Here is a 26,954-nt window from a genome sequence, read left to right as displayed (position 1 = left end):
TGCCGATATAAATCACCGACAACGCCGTTACGCATTAACCCTAGAAGCCCACCATTCCTATACCTGACAGTCCTCTGCGAAATTGCAGAGGAGGTCATGGGTGAGCGTACAGAAGAGACAATCGGTGGTGGGGCTGCGCATCTTAGCGCCGAAGCTGGAGAAGTTCTCAGACCGGCAAATTGAAGTCGCCCAGACCTGGGCTTTACAATTTAACGTACCGCCCTCCCAGCTGACCTCCTTCATCGATACCTATCTGAGTTCCACTGTCCATACTCGTTGCTGGTGCGTAGCCCTGCCCTCTACAGATGATCAAACACGGCGGCTCCTGGCCAGAATCGGCGATCACCTCCAGTACTTCGATGGTCATCAGGTTAAGGCCTGCAAAATCTTCAGCAAGGACCGCGTGCATAAGAGAAAACCCACCGCAATGGTGGCCCAGCAGCTACTGCTCAGGTTTGAAAAACGCTGGTATGCAGACGTCCTACTGACCTCCTTCTGCAAGTCTGCTGGAGAGAGGGCGAAAGCCCTTTCGATTGAAGATCTAGGAAGCTTTAATCGCCGCGGCTTCGATTGGACGGCGAGCAACAATCGGTACTTCAATCCCCGCACCCGATTTTACCTGAAGCAGATTGGCAGCACGCTGAAGCAGTTTTGCCAGTGTCTGGACCAAGAGCTTTTATTCGCCATTCGTTCAGCGCAATGTCCCTCACCCAAGCTCTATAACTGGCTGGCTCAAGGTGACCGAAAACGCCGCCTTCAGGCCCTAAAAGCCCAGCCAGTACTGATTCCACTTCTGGTACTAGCAGATCAATGGCCGTGGCCGTGGGATGGGCAGCAGCAGGTATACATGAACTGCCCATGGGATGAACTTCAGGCGTGGCGCCCATACTGGAGTGAGGACCGTTATTTGATTTCCGCTGAAGAGTGCCTGGTAGGTCGCATAGCCGACGCGGGCCTCCCCCTTTCCGACACACTGGCTTGGCTGCTACAGGCGCCGCGCGCTGCAGTGCGCTACCTGGGTCAACAGCGGGTATTCGATACCGGCAGTGCATTGACCCGTATCAGCCGCGAGGGGCCACAAGGACCCTGGCATCGACTGCTGCTGGGAGCCTCACTGGGCAATCGCCGTCCTCTTAAAAAAGCGCACTGGATCACTCTCTTCGCGCTGCTGGATAAAATCCCGTATCAACTGCTGGATCAAACGCAGGACTGGAACAGGCTGCTGTCAGGGTGTCCAACTGATTGGTCGGACGACAATTGGTCCAAAATCGCCGACGACTTTCGAGACCTGAACGAGCTCTTTAACAACGTTGATGAGAGCGACGGACCAGCTTCTGGTGAAGCACTGCAGAAACTCAAAAGCTTCATTGCTACTGCTTCCTATCACCAGATCGCCAGCTTGGTGAATGGCTTTCACCTCGCGTTGATAGACATCCGTGAGGCTTTAGATGCAGTAGATCCACAAACAAGAACAGACTCTTTAACGCCCTGGAAGCCGCTGCTTTATTCAACCAGCACACCCCTCGTGAGTCCAAATGGGCTGCAAATTATCGAACTGAAGTGCCCCGCCGATCTTGATGCGGAACATCGAGCGCTGGGCCATTGCATTGATGGTTACGACTACAGTGCTTATCGGGGCATCTGCCGTCTTTTTTCGGTTCGCGAAAACGGGAAATCGTTGGCCTCTGCAGAAATCCAAATGGATGAAAGTGCCTGGGGCGAAACGTTAGCAAAATTGACTCCCAAACACCTGGTGACGATACAACTGAGAGGGCTCCGCAATCGCACACCTAAGTCGGGCTCCAGGGTTGACCGGGCCTATCAATGGTTTTGGGCAAAGATCAAATCGGGTGAGCTCGCCATTAACCTGGAATGGCCCGACCAAACACTATCCATGTCGCGCTATACAAATCGAAACCGGAAAAAAATGCATGCCCAGGCCTGTGCGGAATGGATCAACCAACGATTGAGCAGGACATGAGTCGTCCACGTCTGATGAACCGCCGGCAGGACCTGGTCGAAAAAGTCATTTTTGACGGCTATGACTTCGGGGTCTTAATGCAATACGTTGAGGGTGCGAACCGGCTGTTTCTCGAACGTAATGGTTTCTATATTCGGCGTGCCGAGCATCCTCAACATCGCTATTGGCGATTACCAAAAGGCAAGTTGCTGGATGACCTGGATGTGCTCTTCCACCGTTTGATGGAGTTGTCCGAGGACCGTTTCAATGAAAGTTGGGAGACGTTTTCACATAAAATCACAGCCGCACAAAACGACCCAGATCGGCAGGCATTCACGTGGGGGCTGACCTTTCGGATAGCTCCACTCGTTCAGGGCGGGATCCTGCTGTCAGGTGACTACCATCCTGGCGCGGTCGCCGTTTCAAGGCGCATGCACGGCGTGTTTCTCGGGCATTCCAAGTCCTGGCGCATTGACGCTGGTGCGGAAGTGGTGCGAAGCAACTTGATCCTGGAGCTTGGATTGTCGGAGGATCAGTTCGAAATCCTCGACACCGTGCAAGAGCTGCTGACCGACGGATCCGTTGTTCCAGCTGATGAAATCACCCGCATCAGTCTTGGTGGACCGCCACAAGAGCGCGCAGCAAAAGCGGCTGACGATAGCACCTCAACCGATGTGTATTTAGCCGCGGTGCCCTCAATCGAGCGCACCGGGTCCACTACCGAACAGATTAACCAGGCATTGGCTGGTTATTCTTTACTGGACCATCAACCGGCAGGCATCCGGCACTTGCTACAGCGCACAAGCGCCTTGCTTGCGGATGACATGGGGCTTGGTAAAACTCGCCAAGCAATCATTGCCGCTGCAATCCGAGCAGCTAATAGACCCATCTTGGTTATCACCCTGTCGACGTTGATCATCAACTGGCAACGCGAAATCCAGATGGTGTATCCCAAGGCCACTATCGGCCAACAGGTCTTTGATCCCTCTTCGCAATGGATTATCACCAACTACGAACGCCTTGGCGATTTTGTTCTGCATGCAGGACACTTTGAAGTGATGATCATCGACGAGGCGCACCGCCTGAAAGAGCCGACCGCCGCGTGGACACGTCACGGCTTCGACATTGCCGCCAAGATACCCAACCGTTACCTGCTGACGGGTACGCCAGTCCTCAACCGAGAATCTGAGCTGCACACGCTGCTACGGCTATCCGGCCACCCCGTTGGGAAACTGCCCTTGAAAGAATTCTGCGAACAGTTCGCCGGCAGTCAGGATTTCCGCATGAATCTGCGGGGCGCAATCGGCGATTGGATGCTCCGTCGACGCAAGGATGTCTTGCCCGGTCTCAAGGGCAAACAGCGCCAAACTTTACCCATCGAACTCACTGCTGAAGAGCGCAAGCAATACGATCAAATTCGGCTCGAAGACAGGCCTAGCCTCGCCAGGTTGGGATCACTGCGTCAGTTGCTTGAGCAGGTAAAGATTCGTGTCGTAATGGATCTGCTGTGCGAACTGGACGCGGAGGACAAAGTAATCTTGTTCTGTGAGTTCAAGGATACGGTAGGAACACTTCGCACTCGGTGCAAGCAAGCTGAGTACGGGTGCGTCACGGTTGTCGGCAGTGACTCTGTAGGCAAACGGCAGAAGGCGATCGATCAATTCCAAAGTGATCCAGAAACCCGCGTCTTTGCCGCCACTACCTCCGCTGCCGGCACCGGCAACAACCTCACTGCGGCCAACTATGTGATGTTCCTGGGCCTCCCCTGGACGCCTGGACTGCAGGACCAGGCTGAGGACAGGGCCTACCGCAATGGGCAATTGCGCATGGTCGTGGTGAAAATCCCGCTGGTGGAAAACACAATCGACCAGATGCTTTGGCAAATGCTGCAGGATAAGCGTCAGTTGGCAAGTGACCTCATTGAGCCCGACGCGGCCGGCAACGCGAGACAAGCATTGGCGACCAATTTGTAGATCTGCGGTATATCACTGCTTCTTAGTGGCTGAGACCTTGTAAACGTACTTGGAACCATTACTTTTGTTTTCTGGAATCTAATAGGCCTCCCCATCGGCAACAATAGTTTCGTTCGATATCTGCAAACTTCCGAAAGTGGCAAATCTATTTCGATTTTACCCACTTTGCTCGTATTCATTTCGAGGAGTCGAACATAATTGACTTTGTTACGTATTAGAATCTTCCCATCGCTCATAATGGCCGTCGAGACCCATTCAGAAGAGACTGATCTCACTGAAAGGCACGGACAGTTTTGGCGGACTCGTTGAATCCAGCGCGATACGCCAATATCCAACATCATGCCAAGCGCCATGCTTGAATCCTACTTCTGGATACGTACCGATGTGAGCGAAGCCTAGTGCTTCATGCAGCCCCACGCTGCCATCGTTTGGCAGCGCGATCCCGGCAAAGGCTGCGTGAAACCCTTGCCTTTTCAATGTCGGCAGCAACACGCCATACAGTGCCCGGCCGACCCCGCTACGGTGCGCTTCTGGCGATATATAAACGGTGACGTCGACCGACCAGCGATAGGCCTCACGAGCCCGGTGCTGACTGGCATATGCATAGCCGATGAGCTGGCCGTCTCGCTCCGCTACCAGATACGGGTAAGTCGGCAAAGTCGACCCAATCCGCTTGGCCATCTCTTCGACTGTGGGCGGCTCAAGCTCAAACGAAATCGCCGTATGCTCAACCATCGGTGCGTAAATTGCCTGGATGGCTTGAGCGTCCGAAATCTGCGCAATCCTTACTGTGGTGTTGCTCATCCTCTATCCCCTTGGTCGCTCAAATCGATCTTTGATTGACTCGTTTCGAGAGTGCTTCGGCGCTTTCCTTGCGCTCCGAATAGCGGTCTACCAAATACGTTTCCCGGCCCCGAACCATCAGCGTGAACTTCATCAGTTCCTCCATCACGTCCACAACACGGTCGTAGTAGGCGGATGGCTTCATACGCCCTGCGTCGTCGAACTCCAGAAAGGCTTTGGGTACTGACGACTGGTTTGGGATGGTGATCATCCGCATCCAGCGCCCGAGGATCCTAAGCTGGTTTACCGTGTTGAAGGACTGTGATCCACCGCAGACCTGCATGACGGCCAACGTCTTGCCCTGGCTGGGGCGGACAGCGCCCAACGTGAGAGGTATCCAGTCTATTTGGGCTTTGAATACAGCAGACATTGCACCGTGACGCTCTGGCGAACACCACACCTGTCCCTCTGACCACAGAACCAGATCCCGCAGCTCTTTAACCTTTGGATGGTCTTCCGGAGCGTCATCAGGGAGAGGCAGACCCGAGGGATCAAAGATGACGGTCTCGGCTCCCATTAGGGTCAGGATGCGCGCGGCCTCTTGGGTCAGCAGCCTGCTGAAAGAGCGCTCACGGGTTGAGCCATACAGCAACAAGATGCGTGGTTTGTGAGTCGGTTGCTCGTTGCCTTGCAGGCGATCCAGTGTGACGAAGTCGATTAGCGACTGATCCAGATTAGGTAGATCCAGGCTGCTTTCCGAGGAAAATTCGTCCATTACAGTTCACCTATTTGATCTAGCTCGCGCTTCAGTTCCTGCGGTGTGAGCGCCGAATGATCCAAGCTGAAGAATGCCTCGAAACGCTTTTTAATCTGGACGACGGTCGCGTCAAATGCGGCTTGGATGTCGCTGTCTGTGCCTTCTACATCGGAAGGGTCGGCGAGGCCCCAGTGGCTTTTGACAGCAGGCCCGAAATAGACCGGGCAGGGTTCGCCTCCAGCCTTATCACACACGGTGATCACCACATCCGGTGGTGAGTCCGAAAACACCTCTGAGCCTTTGCTGTAGAGATCTGTGGTGTCGATACCAAGCGCTTGCAACGTACTCACGGCGCGTGGATTCAGTTGTCCGCTTGGGAAGCTGCCCGAACTGACGGCGTTAAAACCGCTCGGGGCCAGGTGGTTGAACAACCCCTCCGAGAGAACGCTCCGGCAGCTGTTTGCCGTACACATAAATAGCACTTTCATGGGTTTCTCCTAGACAGGGATGCTCAGCCGCGACGCCAGTGCCACCAGCGTTACCAGCAAGATAGGGAGGGTGAGGATGCTGCCGACTTTGAAGTAGTAACCCCAGGTGATGCGGATATTTTTCTGCGCTAGCACATGCAGCCACAGCAACGTGGCCAGGCTTCCGATGGGCGTGATCTTGGGGCCAAGATCGCAACCGATGACGTTGGCGTAGATCATGGCCTCACGTACCAGTCCTGTAGCGTCGCTGCCCTGAATGGACAGAGCGCCGATAAGCACACTCGGCATGTTGTTCATGATCGAGGACAACAGCGCAGCGGTGATACCGGTGCCCAAGGTAGCGGCCCATAGGCCATGCTCGGCAAATATGTTCAGCAGCCCCGAGAGCGAGTCGGTTAGGCCAGCATTACGCAGGCCATAGACCACCAGATACATGCCCAGCGAAAACACGACAATTTGCCAGGGCGCGTCCTTGATGACCCTTCTCGTGGAGATGATTTGGCCTTTACCTGCGATGACCAGCAGGATCATTGCACACGCAGCAGCAACAGCGCTGATGGGGATACCTAACGGCTCCAGTGCGAACAGACCAACCAGCAGCAGGCCAAGTACCCACCAGCCAGCAATGAAGGTCGCCCGATCTCGAATCACCGACTCCGGGGCCTCAAGCTGATCCGCGTCGTACTGGGCGGGAATGTCCTTGCGATAGAACATCCAGAGCATGAACAGTGTCGCGGCCACGGCCACTAGGTTCACTGGCCACATGACAGAAGCGTATTCACCGAAACCCACGCCAAAAAAGTCTGCCGAAACGATGTTCACCAGGTTGGACACCACCATCGGCAGACTGGCGGTATCAGCGATGAAGCCTGCGGCCATCACGAATGCCAAGGTGGATGCCGGGCTGAAGCGAAGCGCCGTCAGCATCGCGATGACGATTGGGGTCAGAATCAGTGCGGCTCCATCATTGGCGAACAGTGCCGAAACGGCTGCACCGAGCAGGATCATCAGCGCAAACAGACGTCCGCCTTTGCCCCGACCCCAGCGAGCGACATGAAGCGCCGCCCATTTGAAGAATCCCGCTTCATCGAGCAACAAACTGATGATGATCACAGCAATGAAGGTCGCGGTAGCGTTCCAGACGATGTGCCACACAACCGGCACATCCCCTAGACTTACGGCGCCAGTCAGTAGTGCCAGAACGGCACCCGCTGCCGCGCTCCAGCCGACACCTAACCCCTTGGGTTGCCAGATAACAAAGACGAGCGTAACTACGAAAATCGATGCTGCGATGAGCATGAGTATGTTCCAGATCAGGATGTCAGCAGCAGGAGGCTTGGCGCACGGGTCTGTCTTCCATGGAAGCCAGCCGTCCTTGATGGTCGTTAACCCAGGACTGGTGTGCCTGCGTAGTGACGTTCAGAACATCCAGTGCCCACTGTTCAAGCTCGGGATGCAGCCGGTAGTAAACCCACTGACCCTGCCTCCGATCTGCGAGTAACCCGCAAGCACGCAGTTGGGCAAGATGCCTGGAGACCTTCGACTGGTTATCGTCCAGTGCCCAGATTAACTCGCACACGCACAACTCACCCTCAGCCGAAAGCATGAGCATGATCCGGGCGCGAGTTTCATCACCCAAGCACTTGAAGAATGTGTGTGGTGTAAGGCTCATAAGCAATCGCTCTGCATATGTGGATAATCGAATATGCAGATTTAACCACGTTCAGCCTGCTTGCACAAATGCCTGTGGCGGGAGTTAACGATGGGGATCAATGCTCACCGGTCGACCACAGGGTAACGACCAGGAGGGATTAACAATCGCCTCAGCACGCGGACGGAGATTTGATGTTCGAATGGATGTTCGCTGAACGCGATTTTGGATTCATTACTCTAGGCGTAATGGCAGGATAGCTGGTCAGGTCGAATGCAATTGAGTGGTCAGCGTGAATGCAAATGAATGCTCAGCGTGAATGGAAATGGGTGATCAGATACTAGGTAATTTTCCACCTCGGTCGCGTCATCTTTGTATAGCCTATAAATACCTATAGACGTAGTTTTCTATTTCCTACTGCGCAGCTGGTACCAGCCTGTCACCGTTCCCCTATCATTACAGGGGGCCTCTCGGCACATGATCAGGCACGTCACCACGCTCTCGCTTCTAGCGTTAATCGCCAGTTGCACGACCCAAACGGCGCAGACACCCAAGCCCGCTTTCGACAGCAGTCGCAATCCGGACATGTTGACGCCAGACCTCTATCCTGGCGGCGCCGTTCCTGAAAAAGAACCAGTAGTGCGCTATGGCCGCTACACCCTCGTCAGCACGCTGCCAGATTCTGGCCAACGTGACCTGATGGCTCAGATTATCGACATCAGCATTCCAGCCAACATGCACCCAAATGTGCATGAGGCCATGCAGTACGTGGTGGACCGTTCAGGTTATACGCTTTGCTCGGCAGACTCTGGCCACGTCAACATCCTTTACACCCGACCACTCCCAGCAGCCCAATATAAACTTGGCCCTATGACCCTGCGTAACACCCTGCAGGTGCTCGCAGGTCCGGCCTGGCAGGTGAAGGTCGACGAGGTCAACCGTCAGGTGTGCTACGTCCTGCGCCCTGGCTACCAGCTCCCGGACTCTCCACGTCCTGCATCAACTCAGATTGCTCAACTCAACACATCGACAGCTGCACAGCCTATCGCAGCGAAGAGCAATAACAATGATGCGGGCAGCCAAGTAGTAGTCGCCGCCGTTCCCCAAACAGCGCCTTTCACAACAACGGCATCAGCCGCTACCCCTGTGGCGAACGCTGCACCAGCCAAAACCGTGGCCCCTCCTACGGTGATTACCAAGGATGGCTCTACAAAACAAACGTCTGCCTTGCCGACTCAGAGTCCGGCCTCGACTTCGTCCAGCAACCCAGATGCCAAGGCCGCTTCAACTCCGAAACTGGTCACCGCGCCGTCCGCAGTTTCTGCAGCGCCAAAGCCGGTTGCGACGGACATTGCAGCGCCGAAGCCGCTGGCCCAGACATGGACGGCTTCAACTGGCTCAACCCTTCGTCAAACCGTCGAAGGCTGGGCTGAAAAAGCGGGCTGGAAACTGATGTGGCAGGTCGATGATTTGGATTACTCAATTGACGCTCCACTTCGATTTGAGGGCAGTTTCCAAGAAGCCATTGGGTCGATTTTCCCTCTCTACGACTCGGCTCCACGGTCCTTTCTGGTCGATGTGGTCGACAGTAACTCCTCACAGCGGCTGATTTTTATTACAGAGAGGAACAAATGATGACTGCTCGTCTCTGGATCAAAAGCACAGCCTTGTCACTTATCGTCGCACTGGTGAGTTCCTGTTCGCTGCAGCGTGTGAATGAATCGGCCAGCCGAGCTGAAAATGACGCTGCGACAGCCTCTCAATACAGCCGATTTCTGAGAAATCAGCAGCAAGAGTCCGCGCGCGCTACGGTGGTGTTCAGCGACAAACCATGGGTGTCCAAAAAACCGCTGGTCGCCAAGCGTGGTTTACCGCTGACCATGGATTGCGACATCACCTATCGCCCCTCATATAACGTTGGGATCGCTGAGATCGCGCAGTACATCACTAGTGAATGTGGTGTACCGGTCATCGTAGCCCCTGACGCAATCGACCCAAGTGTCCTTTCCAGTTCGACGCAGGGCAACTCAGGACCTGCAGTTCCACCTGGTTTGGGCTCTGCCGACAACCTGACCAACTTCATGCCCGCCGGCGTCATCGGCAATGTTCCGAGCAACGCCCGCTCAATGAATTCGATTGGGCTGACTGCACCCAACACATTCCCCATTAAGTACAGCGGCAAGCTGTCAGGGTTGTTGAATCAAGCGACCTCCCAGTTGGGCTTAGCGTGGAATTATTCCTCCGATGATCGAAGCGTGCATGTCACTTACTTCGACACCAAGACGTTCGACGTCTGGGCATTTGGTGATGACCAGGTCATTGAAAGCACAGTGAAGTCGGGCTTGCTGACCGCTACAGGCAGCGGGAGCAGTTCCGGTGGTGGTGGCGGCGGATCTTCGTCGACAGGTGCATCGGGTGAATCAGGCAGCAACCAGAGCACCACCGTTACCATCAAGACCTCGCTGATCGGAGACATTGAAAAAAACGTCAAGGCGATGCTGAGCCAACAGCCCCAAGGTCGGATGTTCCTCTCGCGTTCCACTGGCACCCTGACGGTAAGTGATCGACCAGAAGTACTCTCAAACGTTGCTAAATACCTGAATTCGATCAACAGCAGTATCACCCGTCAGGTGTTGTTCAACGTCAAAGTTTTCGAGGTAACTCTCACCGACACAGACCAGACCGGCCTGGACTGGACGGCTGTCTATACGTCCTTGAGCAACAAATGGGGCTTTTCGCTGAAGAATGCCACCACCGGCATAAGCACGGGCGCGGTGTCGGGCTCGTTGAGTATTTTGGACACGTCGAAGTCTCCTTGGGCTGGCTCCAACTTAATCATCAAAGCACTTTCCGAACAGGGCCGAATCTCGAACGTTCGCTCGCCGTCGGTCACCACGCTGAATCTGCAGCCGGCACCCATCCAGATCGGCAACGTAAAGAGCTATGTCGCATCAAGCTCGACAACCACTACGGCTTCCGTTGGATCGTCTACTTCGCTCACCCCCGCGACTATCACCAGCGGCTTCAACATGATGTTGCTCCCTCGAATCATCGACCAGGACAACATGTTGCTGATGATCACCCTGAGCATGAGTAGCAAACCGACCTTCACCACTTTTACGAGCAACGGCTCCAGTGTCCAGACAGCGGATTACGACACCAAGAATCTGTCGCCCAAGGTCAAATTGCGCAGCGGTCAAACCCTCGTACTGACTGGTTTTGAGGAGAACAGCGAAAACGCAACCAAGTCTGGCGTAGGGGATCCTGGATTCTTCGGTTTGGGCGGCAGCCGTGTCCGCACCACAGGGCACAGCGTACTCGTAGTGCTGATTACTCCTGTTGTTGATAGCGACACAGGCAGCCCCAGCGCGGTGATTTCACCTGCTGCCAACGAGCCTTGGGGCTCTTGCCCTACCCCACTGCTGCATTGCACAGGTTCCAAGGGGTAAGCCATGGTTGCGGAAACCTCAAAAAATGCACGCTCTGCTCGAGTCCAGGTACTCCAGTATCGTGGAAAATCATTTGTCACCGGTCTGCGCTGGCATCCGCTGGGTAGTGTCACCGGGCACATGAAGGAAGCGCGCCAGTACGGTCGTGAGCACCACCTCGACATTGTCGCCATTAGAAGAACACCAGCCATTATTCAGGCAGGTTTTGTAGCGCGCAGCGAGGAGGTCATCAAAGGGATGTACTCGCTCGCGGCCACCCTGGCTGGACAGCTGGGGGACTCATGGATCGCGGCCTGGAAAACTGAAAGCGAGATTGACCAATATGCCCTCGTTGCTGTGTATCAAGGTGGCGTGATCTCTGGCTGCGACATGATCGGCACTGGTGCTGAGGTCCGCCGCCGAGTCGCGCAACAACGCAGTCGTGGGATCAACTTCGACAACGAGTACCTGCCCCCAGAGTTCGATATGGGCGGTCAACCACTGGACGTGGCAGAGCTGCTTCAGCCGTCGCATCTAAAACGCGAGTACCGGCTACGGCCACTCGTCTTTGGGCTATCCAAACCAGAACTTGTACAGCTGGCGGTTCTTGGCGTGCTGATCGCTGCCGGCATCATCGGATGGGCTCAATGGCAGAACCATCAGGACCAGATAGCCAAAGAGGCGGCTTTCCAGGCTGAACAGCAACGCCTGGCAGAGTTGGCCAGACTGCAAAAAGAATCCGGTATGGAACAGACGCCCCAAGCGCTTGAACACCCTTGGGCCAAACGTCCATCTGTTGCAGATTTCCTGGAGGGTTGCAGCAACGTCATTTATCAGTTGCCTCTGTCCATTCAGGGATGGCAGTTCACGAGTGCCGTCTGCGACGGCGCACAGGTTTTGTCCTCCTATAAGCGCTCGGGCAATAGCACGGCCGACAAACTGATACAGGCGACGCAGGGCCACTTTTCTGATCGGCCGGCCTTCTTTGACGAGGGCAACTCGGCCACGTTGAAATTCGACATCTCTCTACCCGCAGCCGGTGATGAGCCTCTAAAAGACGCCATCGTGATGTTGGCGAACCTGTCGTCTTGGCTGCACAGCTTCACTCAAACCCCAGTGCTGAAAGAAGTGCCGGTCGTTGTGCCCATTCAACCAGCGATACCGGGCCAACCTGCGCCACCGCCGCCCCCACCGCCTCAATGGAAGCAATTCGAGCTGAGCTATGCCACTGGCATTACGCCGCTGGACTCATTATCCGGCGCACCCAGTCAGGGCTTACGGCTGCGCGAAATCACAACCAAATATGAGACCGGCCACCTTGTCTGGTCAGTAATAGGTGACCTATATGCGAAATAAAGCGCTGTGCTTTTTGTGCTCCATCCTTGCGTTAGGGGCACCATCGAGCTGGGCAGATGAGAACACCCTATCTGGGGTGAACGTCGGCGAGCTGGCCCAGATTCAAAGCCAGACGATCTTGTTGAATGCCAAAGCCGAGAAGGCCAAGGCCGAAAGATCGATCAAGGGCGAAGACCAAAGTGCGACGACGCAGCCGTCAACTGTGTTTTTTTCTCAAGGAAACCTCACACAGCCGGCTGCAGCCTCGGCGCACAGCAGTGATACACAGTCTGACTTGCCTGTCGTGAAAGCGGTATTCGGCTCAGCAAAACGGCTGCGTGCGACTCTGCTCTACAGCAGCGGATTTGAAGTAGACGCAGATGCCTCATCTCGGGAGTTACCCGGTGGCTATCGCATGGCCATCCTCTCCGTCGAAAACGTGACCCTCGAGCGTGGCGGTAAGCGCTACCCCCTCGGCTTTTCCAGTACGCCCCCGGCCAGCTTGAGCAACGTTAACAATTCAGCCCCCAGCATTACCCCATCAGCACCTATGCCGCCTGGGCTGATCCCTGGCCAACGTTGATTGAGAAGTTCGATGACGATCCTGACTGAAAAACCAGATGTCATAGAGCCTGACAGTGATGAGTCTGCTGCAGTCCTACTGACGTCGCACCAAATACTGCTGACGGCCCCTGGTGGACCGTTTGAGCTGAAACCCGAGCTGCGTCAACTATGTGCGTTGACCAGCGATGGGATTTTGTATGTGTCAGCCCAACACCAAACGGATGCCTATGTCATGGCATTCGAGGACCAGCTGGAACACGAAAATCACCACTTTGAGGTCAAGGTCTGCTCGATGAGCACAATCAAGGCACTCTACCGCGCCAATGATGATGCAAATGGTAAAGCACTATCGGCGACTGAGACGAAGCGCCAGGCCCAGGTGGTGCAGCTTTTAGGAGAAGCCCACCGGCGCAATGCCAGCGACGTCCACTTTGTCGTAGGTCACGATATCACTCGAATCTTCTTTCGCATCCACGGGCTCTTGTGGGAGGCAGAACAGCACCAGAGCCAGGTGGGCATGGAGCTCTGCTCGTCCCTCTACAACAGCATGTGCGATGTCGCGAAAGACCACTACCAGCCGCAGGTGAGCCAGGACGCCAGGGTAAAACGCGCCTATGTCGACCAACTCGGTTTGTTCGGTGCCCGAGTCGCCACTCGGCCGCTCGTAGATGGCCCTCTGATGGTTTTGCGTCTGCTGTATGACGACAAAACCAAAATGACGCTTAGTGATCTCGGTTTCCTGACGCAGCAAATTGATGCATTCAGCCGCATCCGCAGCTTGCCTTATGGGGTGAACCTGATCACTGGACCCACCGGTTCCGGCAAATCGAAGTCGCTGCAGGTAAACCTGAACCTCTTGCACGAAGAGTGCGGTGGAACAAAACACATTCTGACGATGGAAGATCCACCTGAATATCCACTTCTCGCCAATCAGTCACCGCTGGGCGCCGGTGAAACCTGGAATGACGGGATCACCAATTCCATGCGACTCGACCCTGACATTCTCATGTATGGGGAGATCCGGGACCTTGCATCAGCACAAGCGGCTTTCCGCGGCGGTATGACTGGTCACCTGGTGCTGACGACACTGCACACCAACAACGCTGTAGCAGCTCTTCAACGACTGATCGACATGGGTGTAGACCGACACCTGGTTACTGATCCTGCACTGATGACAAGCGTGGTCAATCAATCCCTCTTGCCCGTGCTGTGTTCCCACTGCCGCGTCCCCGCACGCGAGCATCTCGGGCAGCTCAACAGTGCGCTGGTGCAGCACTTGCGCGATTTGGAAGCGATTGATGAGACCTACCTCAAAGGACCGGGATGCCCGCATTGCAAAGGCTTGGGCATCACCGGTCGCACGGTGGTTGCGGAAACTTTGCTCACCGACCTTGAATTCATGCGCGTTTTCAATGGGCAGGGTGCAAGTGCGGCACGTCGCCACTGGGTCAAGGAAATGGGCGGTATTACCAAGACCGCACACACGATCATCAAACTGAAACAAGGATTAGTAGACCCCCGCCACGCCGAAATGACGGTGGGGCCGTTGGACTTTGACCGGCAAATCCTGGAGCTCGCTCATGCTGAGTGACGTCAGAGCGATGCTGAATCGTTGGGCAGAGACCTTCTATGCCAAGCAGTTTGGCAAAAACGAAAGAATCCAGTTCTACGAGAGCCTGATGGGCATCCTTGAGGATGGTGTGTCGCTTGAAGACGCACTGCACACGGTGGCCAGAGCATTCAGCGATAACGGGCAGAAGCTCCATCCAGTGTCCCTTGCCTGCAGGGATATCGCGCAATCGGTAAAAGGTGGGAAATCGCTGAGCATTTCCTGCGAAGGCTGGGTTCCCTATGACGAGAACTCTTTGATCGCTTCCGGGGAAGACACCGGCAACCTGGTGCAGGCATTTCGGGACTGCGTGAGGATCATCGAAGTACGTCAGCGGATCAGCAAACTCGTAGCGTCCGCCACCGTTTTCCCCTCCATGGTGTGGAGCGTCATGGCGGCGTTGCTGTATGTGATTGCAGTGTGGATGGTGCCCTCCATGACACGACGCTCCAACCCCGAGGCGTGGACCGGCGTGCCGGCCTTCCTCTATGCCCTATCGAATTTCGTGACCCACTACGGGCTAGTGACGCTGATAGCTGTAATCGTCTTTATCCTCATATCGATCATCACTCTACCCGTGTTTTGCGGCCTTCAGATTACGGCCGCCAGCCCTTCGTGGAAGCTGCAGTTGAACAAGCTGCTCCAGGTCCTGCGAGTCCGAGCAGAGAGGCTCCCGCCTTGGTCAGTCTACAAGGCGCTCCACGGATCGATCTTTCTGCTCAACATGGCTGTGATGCTGCGCTCCGGCATCAACCAACTAGATGCGCTGACCTCTCTTCAACGCAATGCCTCTCCATGGTTGAAAGAGCGCCTGAGCGCCATTCATTACGGAGTGAGCGCCGGCAAAAACTTCGGTACCGCATTGAAGCTTGCGGGTCATCAATTCCCAGACCCCATGGCGATGCATTTTCTGGAAGTGCTCGCCACCCGCAAAGGCTTCGCTGAGTCGATGGAACGGTTTTCCAACCGGTGGCTGGAGCAAACGCTTCAGCGCGTCGAAGCCATCGCCAAATCTCTTATCGGCATGTCCTCCATGGCCATGGGGGTCATGATGATTCTGGTAGTGGTCGGGATCTTCCAGTTGGCCGGCAATGTGACTGCAACGCTTTAAATCAAACCTAAATGAGGTACTGGAAATGCCAACAAACACTCAAAACAACCAACGCGGATTTCTCTCCCTGGACGGGATGTTCTGGTTGATGCTGATCGCGGTGGCACTTGGTTTCATCGTGTTCATGGGCTACAGAACGTTCGGCAGCTCGGACGTCACCATTGAACAGAGCAATCTCGGCACGTTGCTGAGCAATACCAAACGACTGAAAAGCACCACGGGCTACGCCACGGCAGGCACCAACTTGGCGCCTTCTTTGATCAACCTCGAGGCAACTGGCGGCATGAGCATCAACGGTAATGCCCTGTCCAACCGCTGGAACGGCGCAGTGACCGTAATGAGCAACGGCATGACCTTCACCATCACAGAATCCAACCTTCCGAAAAATGCCTGCATCACCCTTGCCTCGAACATGGCCAAGGACAAACAGACAACGACGGCGATCAATGGCGGCACTGCAATTGCCGGCGAAATCACTGCGGTGGCAGCTGCGACCAGCTGCTCCTCGGACGCCAATACCATCGCTTGGACTTCGTACTAAGGAACTCAGTGTGAGCGTGATCTCTGATGCTGAATTCGTCGACCTGTACCTCGGCGATGGATTTGCCGACGCCAAAGGTCTCCCTGGGCAGGCACGAAGGGTTGAAGCGCCCGCCGAATGGCGGGCAGACCTTGAGCGCTTACGGGCGCAGTGCGAGGAAAAGCACAAGGCAACCCAGGATCCAGAGTTCGCCCTAATTGAAGATGGCGTCGTCCTTCGTGTAACCCAGTTGCTGGATTTGAATGGCAAGCCTGTGTTTGTCGTAAGCAAATCCTCAGTCCAGATCCGTCCATTGGACATGCTGGGTCTGCCCGACTATCTGCAGGACGCGCTGATGAGCGACACGGTACGCGGCCTGATATTTATTTGTGGGGAAATGGGCACAGGGAAAACCTCAAGTGCTGCATCACTGGTGAAAGCACGTCTCGAGGCCTGGGGAGGCATTTGTGTGGCTGTAGAGGATCCTCCAGAACCATTTTTGAATGGCAGGCATGGGAGTGGGCGCTGCATTCAAGTTCCGGTCTCTCGCCGGATGGGGGGATACGAGGAAGCTTTGATCCTAGCGCTGCGCACAAGAGCCGATTTCCTGTTCGTGGGAGAAATTCGCGACAGCTCGACAGCAGCACAAGTAATTCAAGCCTCGATCAATGGCCATCTCATTATCAGCACAGGTCATGCCGGCAGCGTTACTCAAGGCATTGAACGTATATCAGCCCTGGCTCAGCCGTTACTCAATAACGCCCGAGAGCTGCTCTCCAAGGGGTTGGTGGCTGTTCTTCACCAGTCCTTATCAAGTGGCAACGAAGGAAGTCGTCGATTAACCCTGCAGAGCCTGCTTTTCACAGGCGATGACGGACCGGGCATCCGAGAGAAAGTCCATGCAGGAAAGATCACGATGCTCGATCACGACATCGCTCACCAATCATCAAGGAGTCTCTGGAATGACCAGTAGGATCAAGCAGCGGGGGTTCTTGAGCTTGGACATGGCGATCGGATTGGCCGTTTTCTCCGTTGTCGTCACTTTGGCGATCGCATGGCAAATCAAGCAGATGGATTCTCAGGACTATCGAATTGCGGCTGATCAACAGAGAACCATTTCAGAGGCATTGGCCAAATATCTGAAGGATAACTACAGCGTGGTGCTGGCCAACGCGGCAGCAACCGTACCGGTGCAAATAACCGTTCCGATGCTCGTCAACACCAACTACCTTCCTGCAGGTTATAGCCCCACTAACGCCTTTGGGCAGACCATTGTCGGCCTCGCCCGGAAACCCAACGCCAATCAACTGGAAGTGATTGTGGTTACTACAGGTGGGCAGACGATTCCTGAAATGGGTATTCGAACCATCGCTGAAAATCTCGGAGGACCTGGTGGGTTCATCTCTTCTGCCAATCCGAACATCGTCCAGGGCGTGCGGGGTGGATGGCAGGTAGCACTAAGTAACTATGCTATAGCTCCTGGCCCAGGACATACAGCTAGCGCACTTTTTCTTATGGATGGAGCGTTGGCTAATGACTATCTATATCGAAACGCAGTGCCCAATCATCCAGAATTCAACACGATGAATACTGATATCACGATGGGCAACCACAATATTAACAACGCAGGAAGTATCACAGCGTCAGGCAACATAACAGCTAACGCCGACATTACAGCTCGAAACGTTATCGCCACAGCCAATGTTAATGCCGCTACTGCAACCATTACCGGTGATACCAGCACAGGTGGTTGGTTCAGAACACGTGGTGACACAGGCTGGTACAGCGAAAAATGGGGAGGCGGGATTTATCAAAATAGCCCCAACTGGGTCCAAGTTTATAACGACAAAAACTTTTCAACCGGAGGTGAACTATGGGGTGGAAAGATAACCTCGACGGGCAAGATAACGGCCTATGATCGCATTCAGACAAATGAATATTTGTCCCTGGGAGGCATAGCTACCGAGGGGCAACAGTGCAGTGACCGAACCCTTCTTGCAAAAAGCGCCGCGGGAATAACGTTGTCCTGCGAACAAGGCTTATGGAAAAGACCAGGTGGGTGGGAATTCCAGCTGATCCAGGGCACCTGCCAGGCGCCTGCCAGAGGAAGTGTGACCTGCTCCCTTGGCGACACTACATGGAAGTCATGCTCTTTAACTGGCGCTTTTGGCATCGGGGATAGTGAGACTGGGTACATCTTCAGAAATGCAAGTGGATGGTTTCTCTCCACATCTCGACTTTCCTGGCCAGGTCTTTTCTATTGGAGCTGCTTCAAATAAAGCATCCATTTATAAAATTTCAAAAACGTTTTATAGTATGTTTATGGGGATTATTGCAGTGCAGACGCTTGAGAATAACGTTGAGTATAGTGCTGGAGAATTACAGACCTGGCTAAGCACCCGAAGCAGGATATGCTCAACTGTGCTATGGCGTCGCGCACTAGAAGAAAAAGAGGCATTCGAGGTCGGCGAGTTCACTTACAAGTTACAACCAACGGCCTCTGGTCGTTATTTAGTAAAAAAGATCGCCACTATGGAATTAATCAATCCACAACGCAAACCAATGAGCATCAAGCGAGCCGCAAAGTGGACTGTCATTGCGCTTGGCCTAGTAGGAATTTGCTTAACATTGATTATCCTCACGAAATAGTTTTGTTATTGACGCGTAGGTGGTAACAACCACCATTTTGTGGATGGAGCTCATATCATGACAATGCAATGGCTCGTTTTGATGATTGTGCTCATTGCCTCCAGCATTTTCATGGAGAACCAACATCAGGACCAACGTACATCCGACTACGCTACCCTCGACTCACTGGGTCGCGGCTTTCTGGTGTACCGATCTGCCGCTACCGAATATGCCCAGGCCAACCCGGGCTTCAGCGGAGTACCGAGCGATTCTGCGCTCAACCTACCTGGGTGGTTTGTGAAACCTGTGGGCGTAGGTTCTTACATCTCATCAGGAACGGCCTATACTTATTTTGATGGGGTTGCACCGTCAGGCTTGCCTTCTGTGCTGGTAGACCTGACAAAGACAACTACCGTTGGTTTAAAGCGTTCAGGAATGCTGATTTCACAGATAACTGGGGCGACCGGTATAGCAATTCCGTCCCCTGTTCCCGAAGGTGCGGTCGTCGCAGTCAATTAGTCTGAGTCGACCGACTTTGAAAGGCGCCGGGTTGCATAAGCTCCGGCCTATCAACATAATGATCACAACAACGTTTCCACCCCGTTGGCTACTGGCGGTCATCAGTAGCGCCCGGTGATGCGGCTTGCCTCATCACCAACCCCAAAGCACGCATAGCTCCGGGAAGGGCGTGCGGACCTGGTTCAGAGCTCTCCCTGTGTCTCCCTGTTCAAGCCAGACACGCAGCCGTCTAACTCGTGAATTGCGAGTTCAAAGGCACATAGGGCTCTGTTGAGGTTCGAAGCACCGTAGTCTAAGGGCCACACTGGTGTTGTGGCCCACACTTTTTAAAGCTCACACAATAGGTAGCCTGATCATCTTGCAAAGGATGATCAGGCTACCTATTGGTAGCTGCTTTTCCTTGCCGGTGGCCCGCCGGCGAAACGCAGGGCTCCCTTTGTGCGCGGATGCGTGCCTTATGCTAGCTGGCCTCAGCCACGATAATCGGCCAGGTGTTGGAAGTAAGACGTTCAGATCACAGCCCAGGGATCAACAACGCCTTCATCCCGCACAGGTGGTATTTTTTTCTGAAAGACGCTACTTACTACATCCGAGAGTGACTGTTGACCCAGCTACTCTCGGTAGCTTCTCCTGTCGACCTGAACCTTCTTTGCCCTCCGCGAAATATCCCTCTCCGCTTGACACATCACCATCCCCCCTTCGATGATATGGACGTGCTTTGCTGACGTCGTCAGCATCATGCCCAGGCAGTCAGGATCTTGAAGACTGCGACACGATGTTCGTGTCAGATCCGCCCAAGACCGCTGAGCTTCTGGTAGCGCGGTCGGTCGACAATCGTCGATGGAAGCACCTTATGCAACTCACCTCGCGGGGAATCACTTCCCCAACGGGGTCAGTGGGTTCTCCGCATTCAACCTGCAGGAGAATCACCATGTCCAAACTTGCTTATGGCTTCGGTTTCGCGCTTGGCACCATCACGCGACAGTTTCTGCGTGCGGTAAAGAAAACCAGCGCTGCGCCCACAGCTATCCATACCAAAGCAGCTCCGTTGCTTCCACCGCCCTGCGTACCTGAGCGTCTCGTACGTGAGATGGATCATGTACCGGCAATAACTCGTAAAGGTGTCGACCTGAACCTTTGGTACGCGGCTAACACTCGAGTGGTCGAAAAGCCAGCTCGGAAACCGCGTAAGAAGCCAGCTGCACGCTCGTTGGTGCCAGCAACTTGCTAAGTCTGCGTCCTTCGCCTCTGTAGGGAGCCTTCCCAAAGGGAAGGTTTCCTCAGAGTTTTCACGGTAGGGGCTTGACAAGCGACAATCGTATTTCCATGATCTGCACATGTATCGCTGACGTCGTCAGCAACATGCCCAAGTAGTCTGGATCCGCAAGACTACGATGCGGTTTTCTGCATTGATCCACTCCCAAGATCGCCATAGCTTCCGGTAGCGCGATCAGTCGACTGAGTCGATGGAAGCACCTTTCCCACCCATGACGGGCCTACCCCGTCAGGGCAGGCCTCTCACTTTTGGAGGTCTGATGAAAACTGAACTGGCTCTCTACCAGGCGTTGATTTCGATTAACGTCCCGGAACAGAAGGCAAATGCTGTTATTGAAGCTTTGGAGACCGACATGCTTTCACGTTTGGCTACCAAGGCAGATTTAACTGCTCTTGCTGCAGAGTTCAAATCTGAGATTTCACAGCTTGAAGTCAAGCTCACCATTCGCATGGGCGTCATGTTGTCTGCAGCTGTCGGTGTAATGATTGCTGCAATGAAGCTGATGCATTAAACAACCTTAAGCTCCACCCACCCTCGCGGGGAATACTTTCCCCCTAGGGCGAAGTGTTTCTCCGCTTTCTGTTATTTCGAAACTGGAGAATCACCATGAGCACTAATCAATCCAACGAAGCAAAATTCTTCGACCTTCACACCACTGGTATCGGTTATCTCAACCGTATCCGTGAAGTGAAACCTCGCGGCAAAGGTAAGCCATTCATGGCAGTTACCGTTGCGGCTCTGCGCGGCTCGATGGATGATGCCGAGTATTCCTATATCGACTGCAACGTGGTCGGCGCTGAAGCTGAAAAGCTGATTCGTCGCAGCCAAGCAGCCGTTGAAGCCGGAAAGAAGGTCCTTGTGAGCTTCCGCATCGGTGATATCTGGACCGACGCATTTACCTACGAGAAAGGCGATAAAAAAGGTCAACCTGGAGCAAGCCTCAAGGGACGCCTGTTGTTTATCGGCTGGATCAAGGTGGATGGCCAAACCGTCTATGAAGCAAAGCCTCGTGAAGTAGAACCAGTTGTTGAAGACGGCGAAGCGGAACCTGAAGCACAGCTCGCAAGCGAAGAAGCATCCGAGCCAGTAGCAGAGGAACAATCCAAGCCAACGCCCGCTAAACAGCAGCGTACGGCATCTTGATTCACTTTGTTGAAAGGCACCCTTCGGGTGCCTTCATTATTATCAAAGTCCGCAGGGAACACCTCCCTTCCGGGCACGGTGATTCTCGTCCGTTGGAGACTCACCTTTATGAACACGTTATTTACGCAATCTCTCGATATACGCGTTGCTTATGCAAAAGCGGAAATCTATGGCGACGAGATTACCCAATATGAGGCTGAGATCGAGGCTCATATTCTGGGTGCCGACGCGTACCGCGCCGGCCAGCCGATCGTACCCGAGCTGTTCAAAACCGTTCCTGCGCTCAGTCGAGCTTGGGGCGAAGGAGTGAACGCGGCCATTAATGGTGGCGGTTGGTCACGCTTTACTGAAGAAGACCAGCAGCAGCTAATAACACCGGAACCATACATTGTGTCGGATTTTGCATACGGGAAACTTGCATTCGCCGAGTGCGGTATCGAGTACCCCCTCCAAATACTGAAGAGCGCTGCGGGCTATTACATTGGTACCGCTGATGAGTTTGAACCGGTATCAAGGGAGTCCGAAGAATACTACCGCAGCGAATATGCCGCGAAACAAGCTTTTGACCTCAACCTCTGGACACAACGCCACGTGTGCTGGTCCTGACATAACCAAAACATACCTAACCGGGAAACCACTTCCCGGACGGGCCGGGTGGTTTCTCACACCTGGAGATAAACATGCAAAGCACCACTAACCTCGTGTCGTCTGACCTGCTCAAGCTCCCGGTCGTTTTAACACCCCGGGCCTGGCAGGAAGCGGTGCATATTGAAAACCCTCAGGATGCAAGTGTTGTCAGTGAGCGACTGGGCGAAGTTGTCCTGGAGGCCTACCGAGAACTGCACTTGCAACCTGACAGCACACAGATCCATTTCGGCCTCTATCGTTTATTGCCTGCCGGCAATAGCACTGATCGAGTCTGGCTGGACCTAAAACTTGACCGTATAGAATCACCGCCAGGCGTTTTCTATCTGTACATCTCACTCAAGGAAGAAACTCATACTTCTTGCCCGTAATCCTTCGACAATCACAGCACTGCCCAAAGCCCGACACCTGTCGGGCTTTTTTCATTCGTAGCAGTGTGGAGCTGCCCATGATCAACATCCCCGGCCAACTGGCCATCCGTACCATCAGCGGCCGTAATGGCGAATTCAACGTCGGACGGCTTTCGACCTCTATCGGTGAGTTCGTGATCAAAGACGCACTCCTCGATCAGTACGATGAAGGCAAATACCGAGGCGACTTTCTGATAACGGAGATCCGTCCTTCGTATTACTCCACAGCAGGCCGCCTGATCGTTGAGATCCGTGCAAGGCTGGAAAGCATGAGCCTCGACGACGTCGACAATCTGACACCAGAAGACGCCGCCAGGCTCTCGCCAAACGAGCCTGACCCTATGGATGAAGAGTCTTCTTCCAACCTCTCCAAGCCTGTGCAGCGTAATAATCCGCCCGCCCTACCGGCCACCAATAAACAGGTATCAAAAGAGGATGCCCCGTTCGGGATGACCCCGACCGGCGCAACCAACGACCTCGAGGCAGATGCCGAGTTGTTCGGCACAATCTGGCCTCTAAGCTATACAGTCAGGCTGGACACAACTGTTGATCGTCAGCAACTACGCCAACAGTGCAGTCGGCTCTCGGAGCTCGGCTATTTACACAACTTCAAACTGCAGGTATGGAATATCTCCAATACCTAACGATGCCGGCGATACGCCAAGCCAATCGGCACATTCATGAGAGGCTCCCTCCTGGGCGCTCCTCGACTCAACAGGAGCAGCACATGAATCTAATCTTCAATAACCTGACCCAACAAATCCTTGAAAACATCGAAGATCAGCTCGCCAATAACGAGGTATCGACGAATGAGGAGCTTTGGGACTTCTTCGTAGAGGAGCTCGAAATGACGGCAGAACAAGCCGATGGCGCCGTTGCCCTTCGCCCCAAATACCTGGGGCAAATCTTTCTCACTGGGCACAGCCCACTATTTCAAAACGAGACGGTCTAGTTTGGCGCGGGGAGTCAGATCGATCTGGAGGGCATCACCATCAGGCTTTGTGTTAACGACAGAAAAGCCCTCCCAAAAAGGAAGAAAAGTATAATATCGCACATAAGAACGCCGGTTTGTTAGATGTGTTTGCTCGCACGAACATCATCAATCAAATCGGCGTTCTTGTTTCTGTGTTGCCCGGAATTCCTTGAAGGTAAGCGTCCGGTAAACACGCCTTCCTGACGCCAACGCCTTAATAGTTGAGATCGGTAGTAGACCACGCCGCACGCTTGCGACGCTTTAGCTGGCGCTGAGATTGAGCGGATGCTTGAACAACGTGACGTGGCCTAGGCCGCGATACAGGACAGGTTAGGAAATTCGCGGCCTCATCCAGACGCTGAGTTAGGCACGCGTCTGCAGTGCCCTGTTTACGTAAAGAGATGAGTTTAGCGACTAGATCAATTAGGCGAAATTCTAGCAAAGAATCCCGCCTAATCCGGTAGTCAGGCCGTCCTAGCGCGATTTGTGGCAACAATTTGCTCATCTGTAAACTGACTGCCGGGAACCATAAATTTTGCGATAAGTGCGTCTCGGTTTTGAGGTGCCCGTACCTTGTCTGCCGCCTCCAGCGCCATCTTCAGCTCCGGCAATGTTAGCTCGGTGCAGTAGGCTGGTGTTCCTGGTTGCTGACGCCACGAATCTTCAAGGCTACCAGCGGCAAGCGCGATAAAGCCCGTATCCTCAACGAGATCCTGCGCGACGGCCTCTGCATGAGTGTCATCCCCTGCTACATGTAAGCCAATGCGTGTCGAAGATCCAGTTGGTTGCCGATTGTCGGCAAGAGTCGCTGCAAGGACGGCGTTCCAAGCCTTAATGACCGGGCGGCTAAACTGCTCGCTTACCCAAACGTTCACGGGCTTGCCGTCGTCAACTTCTATGATTGCCCCGTCGCGTCCCGGATAGTAATTGGACGTGTCAATGACAACGACTTTCTCGGGGACATTCTTTAACGTCTGTTTGAGATCTGGATATTTTGGGAAGGGTATCGAGAGGATCACAACGCCTACCTCGGACACTGCCTCTTCCTTGGTCACAGCGTGTGCGCCGATTTCACTGACCAGGTTTTGAAGGCTTTCGGGGCCTTTCGAATTTGCCAGCTTAACTTCATGGCCGCACGCGACGAGCTTGCGGGCAAGGGTAGCCCCAATATTGCCGGCGCCGCTAACTCCGATTTTCACTTCAATAACCTCCTCACCCACAACCAATATTCAAGTTGCTACCTGGCTAGGTGTGCGAATGAATCAAGCGTGTCGCAAAGCCGCTGCGATCTGGGGTGAGCACGCATGTCGCTTGACTCAGGTAAATACGACTCTTCAAGAATGAAAGGTTACGCTGTCGGTAATCGGCACACGATGCCAGCGTCTAGCGGCATCCAAATTACCGCCATTCGCCCCTTTTGGGTCGGTAGCGACGACCACTTTCGACAATCGGTGTTAATGGTTAAGCCTCAGTCCGTTCCGCATCTCAACGGTGTCATCGACCTAACCCCTCACATCGAACGGCACTCTCGAGCTCCGTATCGCCGAGCATCATTTCAAAACCCGCGGTTTCTTCCTTACGAGATAGTTCAGTGATTAAGGAATCAGAATTTGCGATGAAAATATTGACCGCGGCCGGCGTTAAAAAACTAGGTAATTATGTTACTCAGCAGCGTTGCGAGGAGTTTGAGGTAATTTCGTGTCTGTGCTTAGCGACACCGCTACGTAGCGTAAATTTTTAGCTAGCCGTATTATTTTTGACGACGGATAACGAGATAGCTACAGCAGAATTACAATTCTGACACAATCCCAGCGGAACCTTCTTTTTTTGAGCCGTGTCAAAGTAGGCTGTTGACTAGCACCGTATCGCCGGCTAGAGGAGACGCAGGTCTGCAAAAAATCGCATACCAACAACATACTTTCATCCTAAACTACAATTAGTTTAAATGAGTTTTATTAGCCGTTCTGAAAGGTAGGATCCATATTTGTGTTTTTGTTTGTAGCGATGAGAATCTAGATTGAAGCCAACCACTACATTAGGCAAGGAGAAGCATGTGGGATCCAATCACGCTCATGGCGGTGCCGCTCTACGTGAAGGACACCAGAAAAAACTACTCATGGCGCTTGCCCTGACTGGTATTTTTATGATTGCGGAGGTTATCGGAGCATGCGTTACCGGCAGCCTAGCCCTGCTGTCTGATGCATCACATATGCTCACAGATACTGCTGCTCTGGCAATTTCACTGATTGCTCTCCAAATAGCCAAGCGGCCAGCGGACCAGAAACGGACTTTTGGATATGCTCGCATAGAGATCCTAGCCTCAACGTTCAATGCCTTATTACTCTTTATGGTCGCTGCCTACATTTTGTACGAGGCGTATCAGCGCTTGCTAGTACCGTCGGAGATTGCTACCGGTGCGATGATGTGGATCGCAATTGGGGGTCTTTTTGTGAACCTGATATCGATGCGTCTGCTCTCCTCTGCCAGCAGTGAAAGTCTGAATCTCAAGGGAGCCTATCTTGAAGTCTGGAGCGACATGCTTGGTTCATTGGGCGTGATCATAGCGGCACTTGTCATCCGATTTACAGGTTGGAGCTGGGTCGATACGATTGTCGCCGTAGCAATCGGTATATGGGTGTTTCCACGTACTTGGCAGTTGTTGCGCGAAAGCTTGGGGGGTACTTATGGAAGGGGTACCCGACAATCTCAATATTGCGGAAATAGAGTCCCTGATACTTGGAGTAGATGGGGTCATGGAGGTCCATGATCTGCATGTTTGGGCTCTAAGTAGTGGCCGCAATATCCTGACGTCGCACGTAGTCGTGCGAGATTCATTAAATCGAGATGTTATTCTCGCATCAGTCATTGACGCGGTGAGTAAATCGTTCGAAATTCATCACTGCACGATTCAAATGGAGCAAGCAGCCTTTCATGATAATGCTCCGAAGACTTCACACTAGTCGTTTTTTTGATGACGCTAATTGTTGTATTTGCAGGCAGAAGCCCTAAGAAAAATCGACTTAAGATGCGTTCCCCAAGACTATACGCGCTTTTAAATATGCATTACTGCCACCTCTAAATTTAACGACTAATCGAGTTGACCGGCGGCCAATATTAAAGGAGCCTTCAGGCAGATTCGCCTGCTACGCGCACTGAAGGCATCCGCCAGCTTTGGCCTTAA

At 53.8% G+C, this 26,954-nt stretch carries 25 protein-coding genes and 1 pseudogene; 20 read left to right on the top strand and 6 right to left on the bottom strand.

Annotated features, from left to right (window positions below):
* The first annotated feature begins 100 nt into the window (after window positions 1-100).
* Together AB9N64_RS22135 and AB9N64_RS22130 are read left to right on the top strand one after the other, a co-directional pair.
* Window positions 101-1,981 (top strand): hypothetical protein, encoded by a 1,881-nt coding sequence (locus tag AB9N64_RS22135; protein WP_019818088.1) that lies wholly within the window; start codon window positions 101-103, stop codon window positions 1,979-1,981.
* Window positions 1,978-3,933 (top strand): DEAD/DEAH box helicase, encoded by a 1,956-nt coding sequence (locus AB9N64_RS22130; protein WP_024073377.1) that lies wholly within the window; start codon window positions 1,978-1,980, stop codon window positions 3,931-3,933. The genes AB9N64_RS22135 and AB9N64_RS22130 overlap by 4 nt, the downstream gene beginning before the upstream one ends.
* Window positions 3,934-4,188: 255 nt before the next feature.
* On the opposite strand, the gene AB9N64_RS22125 is transcribed toward AB9N64_RS22130, so the two are convergent.
* From AB9N64_RS22125 to AB9N64_RS22105, 5 genes are read right to left on the bottom strand one after another with little or no spacing between them, the layout of a single operon-like run.
* Window positions 4,189-4,737, bottom strand: a complete 549-nt coding sequence (locus AB9N64_RS22125; RefSeq protein ID WP_008437347.1) for an arsinothricin resistance N-acetyltransferase ArsN1 family B — start codon at window positions 4,735-4,737, stop codon at window positions 4,189-4,191.
* A 19-nt stretch (window positions 4,738-4,756) separates the two neighbouring features.
* On the bottom strand, window positions 4,757-5,491 hold the full coding sequence (gene arsH, locus AB9N64_RS22120) for an arsenical resistance protein ArsH (protein ID WP_008437348.1): 735 nt from the start codon (window positions 5,489-5,491) through the stop codon (window positions 4,757-4,759).
* Window positions 5,491-5,961, bottom strand: coding sequence for an arsenate reductase ArsC (locus AB9N64_RS22115; protein WP_008437349.1), 471 nt, complete (start codon window positions 5,959-5,961; stop codon window positions 5,491-5,493). Before AB9N64_RS22115 ends, arsH begins: the two co-directional genes overlap by 1 nt.
* 9 nt (window positions 5,962-5,970) lie before the next feature.
* The gene (locus AB9N64_RS22110; RefSeq protein ID WP_008437350.1) at window positions 5,971-7,260 is read right to left on the bottom strand and encodes an arsenic transporter; all 1,290 of its coding nucleotides are present in this window, start codon (window positions 7,258-7,260) and stop codon (window positions 5,971-5,973) included.
* Between the two features lie 22 nt (window positions 7,261-7,282).
* Complete coding sequence (locus AB9N64_RS22105) at window positions 7,283-7,633, bottom strand: metalloregulator ArsR/SmtB family transcription factor (protein WP_008437351.1); 351 nt, start codon at window positions 7,631-7,633, stop codon at window positions 7,283-7,285.
* Between the two features lie 456 nt (window positions 7,634-8,089).
* Here AB9N64_RS22105 and AB9N64_RS22100 point away from each other — a divergent pair, with 456 nt between their 5' ends.
* From AB9N64_RS22100 to AB9N64_RS22020, 17 genes are all read left to right on the top strand, one after another.
* Window positions 8,090-9,247 carry a TcpQ domain-containing protein gene (locus AB9N64_RS22100; protein ID WP_019818090.1) on the top strand — a complete coding sequence of 386 codons (1,158 nt, stop codon included), beginning with the start codon at window positions 8,090-8,092 and terminating at the stop codon, window positions 9,245-9,247.
* Window positions 9,247-11,061, top strand: a complete 1,815-nt coding sequence (locus AB9N64_RS22095; RefSeq protein WP_019818091.1) for a PilN family type IVB pilus formation outer membrane protein — start codon at window positions 9,247-9,249, stop codon at window positions 11,059-11,061. The genes AB9N64_RS22100 and AB9N64_RS22095 overlap by 1 nt, the downstream gene beginning before the upstream one ends.
* A gap of 3 nt (window positions 11,062-11,064) precedes the next feature.
* A complete protein-coding gene (pilO2, locus tag AB9N64_RS22090; protein ID WP_024073376.1) occupies window positions 11,065-12,396 on the top strand; it encodes a type 4b pilus protein PilO2 in 1,332 nt (443 codons plus the stop codon).
* The gene (gene pilP / locus AB9N64_RS22085; RefSeq protein ID WP_008437355.1) at window positions 12,386-12,958 is read left to right on the top strand and encodes a type IV pilus biogenesis protein PilP; all 573 of its coding nucleotides are present in this window, start codon (window positions 12,386-12,388) and stop codon (window positions 12,956-12,958) included. The genes pilO2 and pilP overlap by 11 nt, the downstream gene beginning before the upstream one ends.
* Window positions 12,959-12,970: 12 nt before the next feature.
* On the top strand, window positions 12,971-14,530 hold the full coding sequence (locus AB9N64_RS22080) for a GspE/PulE family protein (RefSeq protein WP_019818093.1): 1,560 nt from the start codon (window positions 12,971-12,973) through the stop codon (window positions 14,528-14,530).
* Window positions 14,520-15,659 carry a type II secretion system F family protein gene (locus tag AB9N64_RS22075; RefSeq protein WP_019818094.1) on the top strand — a complete coding sequence of 380 codons (1,140 nt, stop codon included), beginning with the start codon at window positions 14,520-14,522 and terminating at the stop codon, window positions 15,657-15,659. Before AB9N64_RS22080 ends, AB9N64_RS22075 begins: the two co-directional genes overlap by 11 nt.
* 25 nt (window positions 15,660-15,684) lie before the next feature.
* Entirely contained in the window at window positions 15,685-16,200 is a 516-nt protein-coding gene (locus AB9N64_RS22070) for a type 4 pilus major pilin (RefSeq protein ID WP_019818095.1), read from the top strand.
* A gap of 10 nt (window positions 16,201-16,210) precedes the next feature.
* Window positions 16,211-17,152, top strand: coding sequence for an ATPase, T2SS/T4P/T4SS family (locus tag AB9N64_RS22065; protein ID WP_008437359.1), 942 nt, complete (start codon window positions 16,211-16,213; stop codon window positions 17,150-17,152).
* The gene (gene pilV / locus AB9N64_RS22060) at window positions 17,142-18,458 is read left to right on the top strand and encodes a shufflon system plasmid conjugative transfer pilus tip adhesin PilV (protein WP_019818096.1); all 1,317 of its coding nucleotides are present in this window, start codon (window positions 17,142-17,144) and stop codon (window positions 18,456-18,458) included. The genes AB9N64_RS22065 and pilV overlap by 11 nt, the downstream gene beginning before the upstream one ends.
* The gene (locus AB9N64_RS22055) at window positions 18,391-18,828 is read left to right on the top strand and encodes a hypothetical protein (RefSeq protein WP_124356003.1); all 438 of its coding nucleotides are present in this window, start codon (window positions 18,391-18,393) and stop codon (window positions 18,826-18,828) included. Before pilV ends, AB9N64_RS22055 begins: the two co-directional genes overlap by 68 nt.
* Before the next feature lie 57 nt (window positions 18,829-18,885).
* The gene (gene pilM / locus AB9N64_RS22050; protein WP_019818097.1) at window positions 18,886-19,326 is read left to right on the top strand and encodes a type IV pilus biogenesis protein PilM; all 441 of its coding nucleotides are present in this window, start codon (window positions 18,886-18,888) and stop codon (window positions 19,324-19,326) included.
* Between the two features lie 1,535 nt (window positions 19,327-20,861).
* Window positions 20,862-21,113, top strand: coding sequence for a hypothetical protein (locus tag AB9N64_RS22045; RefSeq protein WP_008437363.1), 252 nt, complete (start codon window positions 20,862-20,864; stop codon window positions 21,111-21,113).
* 95 nt (window positions 21,114-21,208) lie between these two features.
* On the top strand, window positions 21,209-21,745 hold the full coding sequence (locus tag AB9N64_RS22040) for an STY4534 family ICE replication protein (RefSeq protein WP_019818099.1): 537 nt from the start codon (window positions 21,209-21,211) through the stop codon (window positions 21,743-21,745).
* 108 nt (window positions 21,746-21,853) lie between these two features.
* Complete coding sequence (locus AB9N64_RS22035; protein WP_019818100.1) at window positions 21,854-22,351, top strand: hypothetical protein; 498 nt, start codon at window positions 21,854-21,856, stop codon at window positions 22,349-22,351.
* 74 nt (window positions 22,352-22,425) lie between these two features.
* Window positions 22,426-22,761, top strand: a complete 336-nt coding sequence (locus AB9N64_RS22030) for a hypothetical protein (RefSeq protein WP_019818101.1) — start codon at window positions 22,426-22,428, stop codon at window positions 22,759-22,761.
* A 77-nt stretch (window positions 22,762-22,838) separates the two neighbouring features.
* Window positions 22,839-23,444, top strand: a complete 606-nt coding sequence (locus tag AB9N64_RS22025; RefSeq protein ID WP_019818102.1) for a DUF3275 family protein — start codon at window positions 22,839-22,841, stop codon at window positions 23,442-23,444.
* A gap of 83 nt (window positions 23,445-23,527) precedes the next feature.
* On the top strand, window positions 23,528-23,752 hold the full coding sequence (locus tag AB9N64_RS22020; protein ID WP_019818103.1) for a hypothetical protein: 225 nt from the start codon (window positions 23,528-23,530) through the stop codon (window positions 23,750-23,752).
* Window positions 23,753-24,237: 485 nt separating this feature from the next.
* Here the strand turns inward: AB9N64_RS22020 and AB9N64_RS22015 are convergent, their stop codons facing one another.
* On the bottom strand, window positions 24,238-24,972 hold the full coding sequence (locus tag AB9N64_RS22015; protein ID WP_032873293.1) for an NADPH-dependent F420 reductase: 735 nt from the start codon (window positions 24,970-24,972) through the stop codon (window positions 24,238-24,240).
* 854 nt (window positions 24,973-25,826) lie between these two features.
* Here AB9N64_RS22015 and AB9N64_RS22010 point away from each other — a divergent pair.
* Window positions 25,827-26,733: pseudogene (locus tag AB9N64_RS22010) on the top strand (cation diffusion facilitator family transporter).
* Window positions 26,734-26,954: the final 221 nt, after the last annotated feature.

This window comes from Pseudomonas sp. KT_2_4, from assembly GCF_041410225.1.
Classification (GTDB): Bacteria; Pseudomonadota; Gammaproteobacteria; order Pseudomonadales; family Pseudomonadaceae; genus Aquipseudomonas; species Aquipseudomonas paracarnis.
This window is presented reverse-complemented; position numbering and strand designations above follow the sequence as displayed.

Bases quoted from the DNA above. Each gene is read 5' to 3' on its own strand.
- AB9N64_RS22115 (WP_008437349.1), bottom strand. From the start codon at position 5,961: ATGAAAGTGCTATTTATGTGTACGGCAAACAGCTGCCGGAGCGTTCTC.
- AB9N64_RS22070 (WP_019818095.1), top strand. From the start codon at position 15,685: ATGCCAACAAACACTCAAAACAACCAACGCGGATTTCTCTCCCTGGAC.
- AB9N64_RS22040 (WP_019818099.1), top strand. From the start codon at position 21,209: ATGAGCACTAATCAATCCAACGAAGCAAAATTCTTCGACCTTCACACC.
- AB9N64_RS22100 (WP_019818090.1), top strand. From the start codon at position 8,090: ATGATCAGGCACGTCACCACGCTCTCGCTTCTAGCGTTAATCGCCAGT.
- AB9N64_RS22030 (WP_019818101.1), top strand. From the start codon at position 22,426: ATGCAAAGCACCACTAACCTCGTGTCGTCTGACCTGCTCAAGCTCCCG.
- pilP (WP_008437355.1), top strand. From the start codon at position 12,386: ATGCGAAATAAAGCGCTGTGCTTTTTGTGCTCCATCCTTGCGTTAGGG.
- arsH (WP_008437348.1), bottom strand. From the start codon at position 5,491: ATGGACGAATTTTCCTCGGAAAGCAGCCTGGATCTACCTAATCTGGAT.
- AB9N64_RS22045 (WP_008437363.1), top strand. From the start codon at position 20,862: ATGAAAACTGAACTGGCTCTCTACCAGGCGTTGATTTCGATTAACGTC.
- pilV (WP_019818096.1), top strand. From the start codon at position 17,142: ATGACCAGTAGGATCAAGCAGCGGGGGTTCTTGAGCTTGGACATGGCG.
- AB9N64_RS22095 (WP_019818091.1), top strand. From the start codon at position 9,247: ATGACTGCTCGTCTCTGGATCAAAAGCACAGCCTTGTCACTTATCGTC.
- AB9N64_RS22110 (WP_008437350.1), bottom strand. From the start codon at position 7,260: ATGCTCATCGCAGCATCGATTTTCGTAGTTACGCTCGTCTTTGTTATC.
- AB9N64_RS22105 (WP_008437351.1), bottom strand. From the start codon at position 7,633: ATGAGCCTTACACCACACACATTCTTCAAGTGCTTGGGTGATGAAACT.
- AB9N64_RS22080 (WP_019818093.1), top strand. From the start codon at position 12,971: ATGACGATCCTGACTGAAAAACCAGATGTCATAGAGCCTGACAGTGAT.
- pilM (WP_019818097.1), top strand. From the start codon at position 18,886: ATGACAATGCAATGGCTCGTTTTGATGATTGTGCTCATTGCCTCCAGC.
- AB9N64_RS22035 (WP_019818100.1), top strand. From the start codon at position 21,854: ATGAACACGTTATTTACGCAATCTCTCGATATACGCGTTGCTTATGCA.
- AB9N64_RS22125 (WP_008437347.1), bottom strand. From the start codon at position 4,737: ATGAGCAACACCACAGTAAGGATTGCGCAGATTTCGGACGCTCAAGCC.
- AB9N64_RS22025 (WP_019818102.1), top strand. From the start codon at position 22,839: ATGATCAACATCCCCGGCCAACTGGCCATCCGTACCATCAGCGGCCGT.
- AB9N64_RS22020 (WP_019818103.1), top strand. From the start codon at position 23,528: ATGAATCTAATCTTCAATAACCTGACCCAACAAATCCTTGAAAACATC.
- AB9N64_RS22130 (WP_024073377.1), top strand. From the start codon at position 1,978: ATGAGTCGTCCACGTCTGATGAACCGCCGGCAGGACCTGGTCGAAAAA.
- pilO2 (WP_024073376.1), top strand. From the start codon at position 11,065: ATGGTTGCGGAAACCTCAAAAAATGCACGCTCTGCTCGAGTCCAGGTA.
- AB9N64_RS22075 (WP_019818094.1), top strand. From the start codon at position 14,520: ATGCTGAGTGACGTCAGAGCGATGCTGAATCGTTGGGCAGAGACCTTC.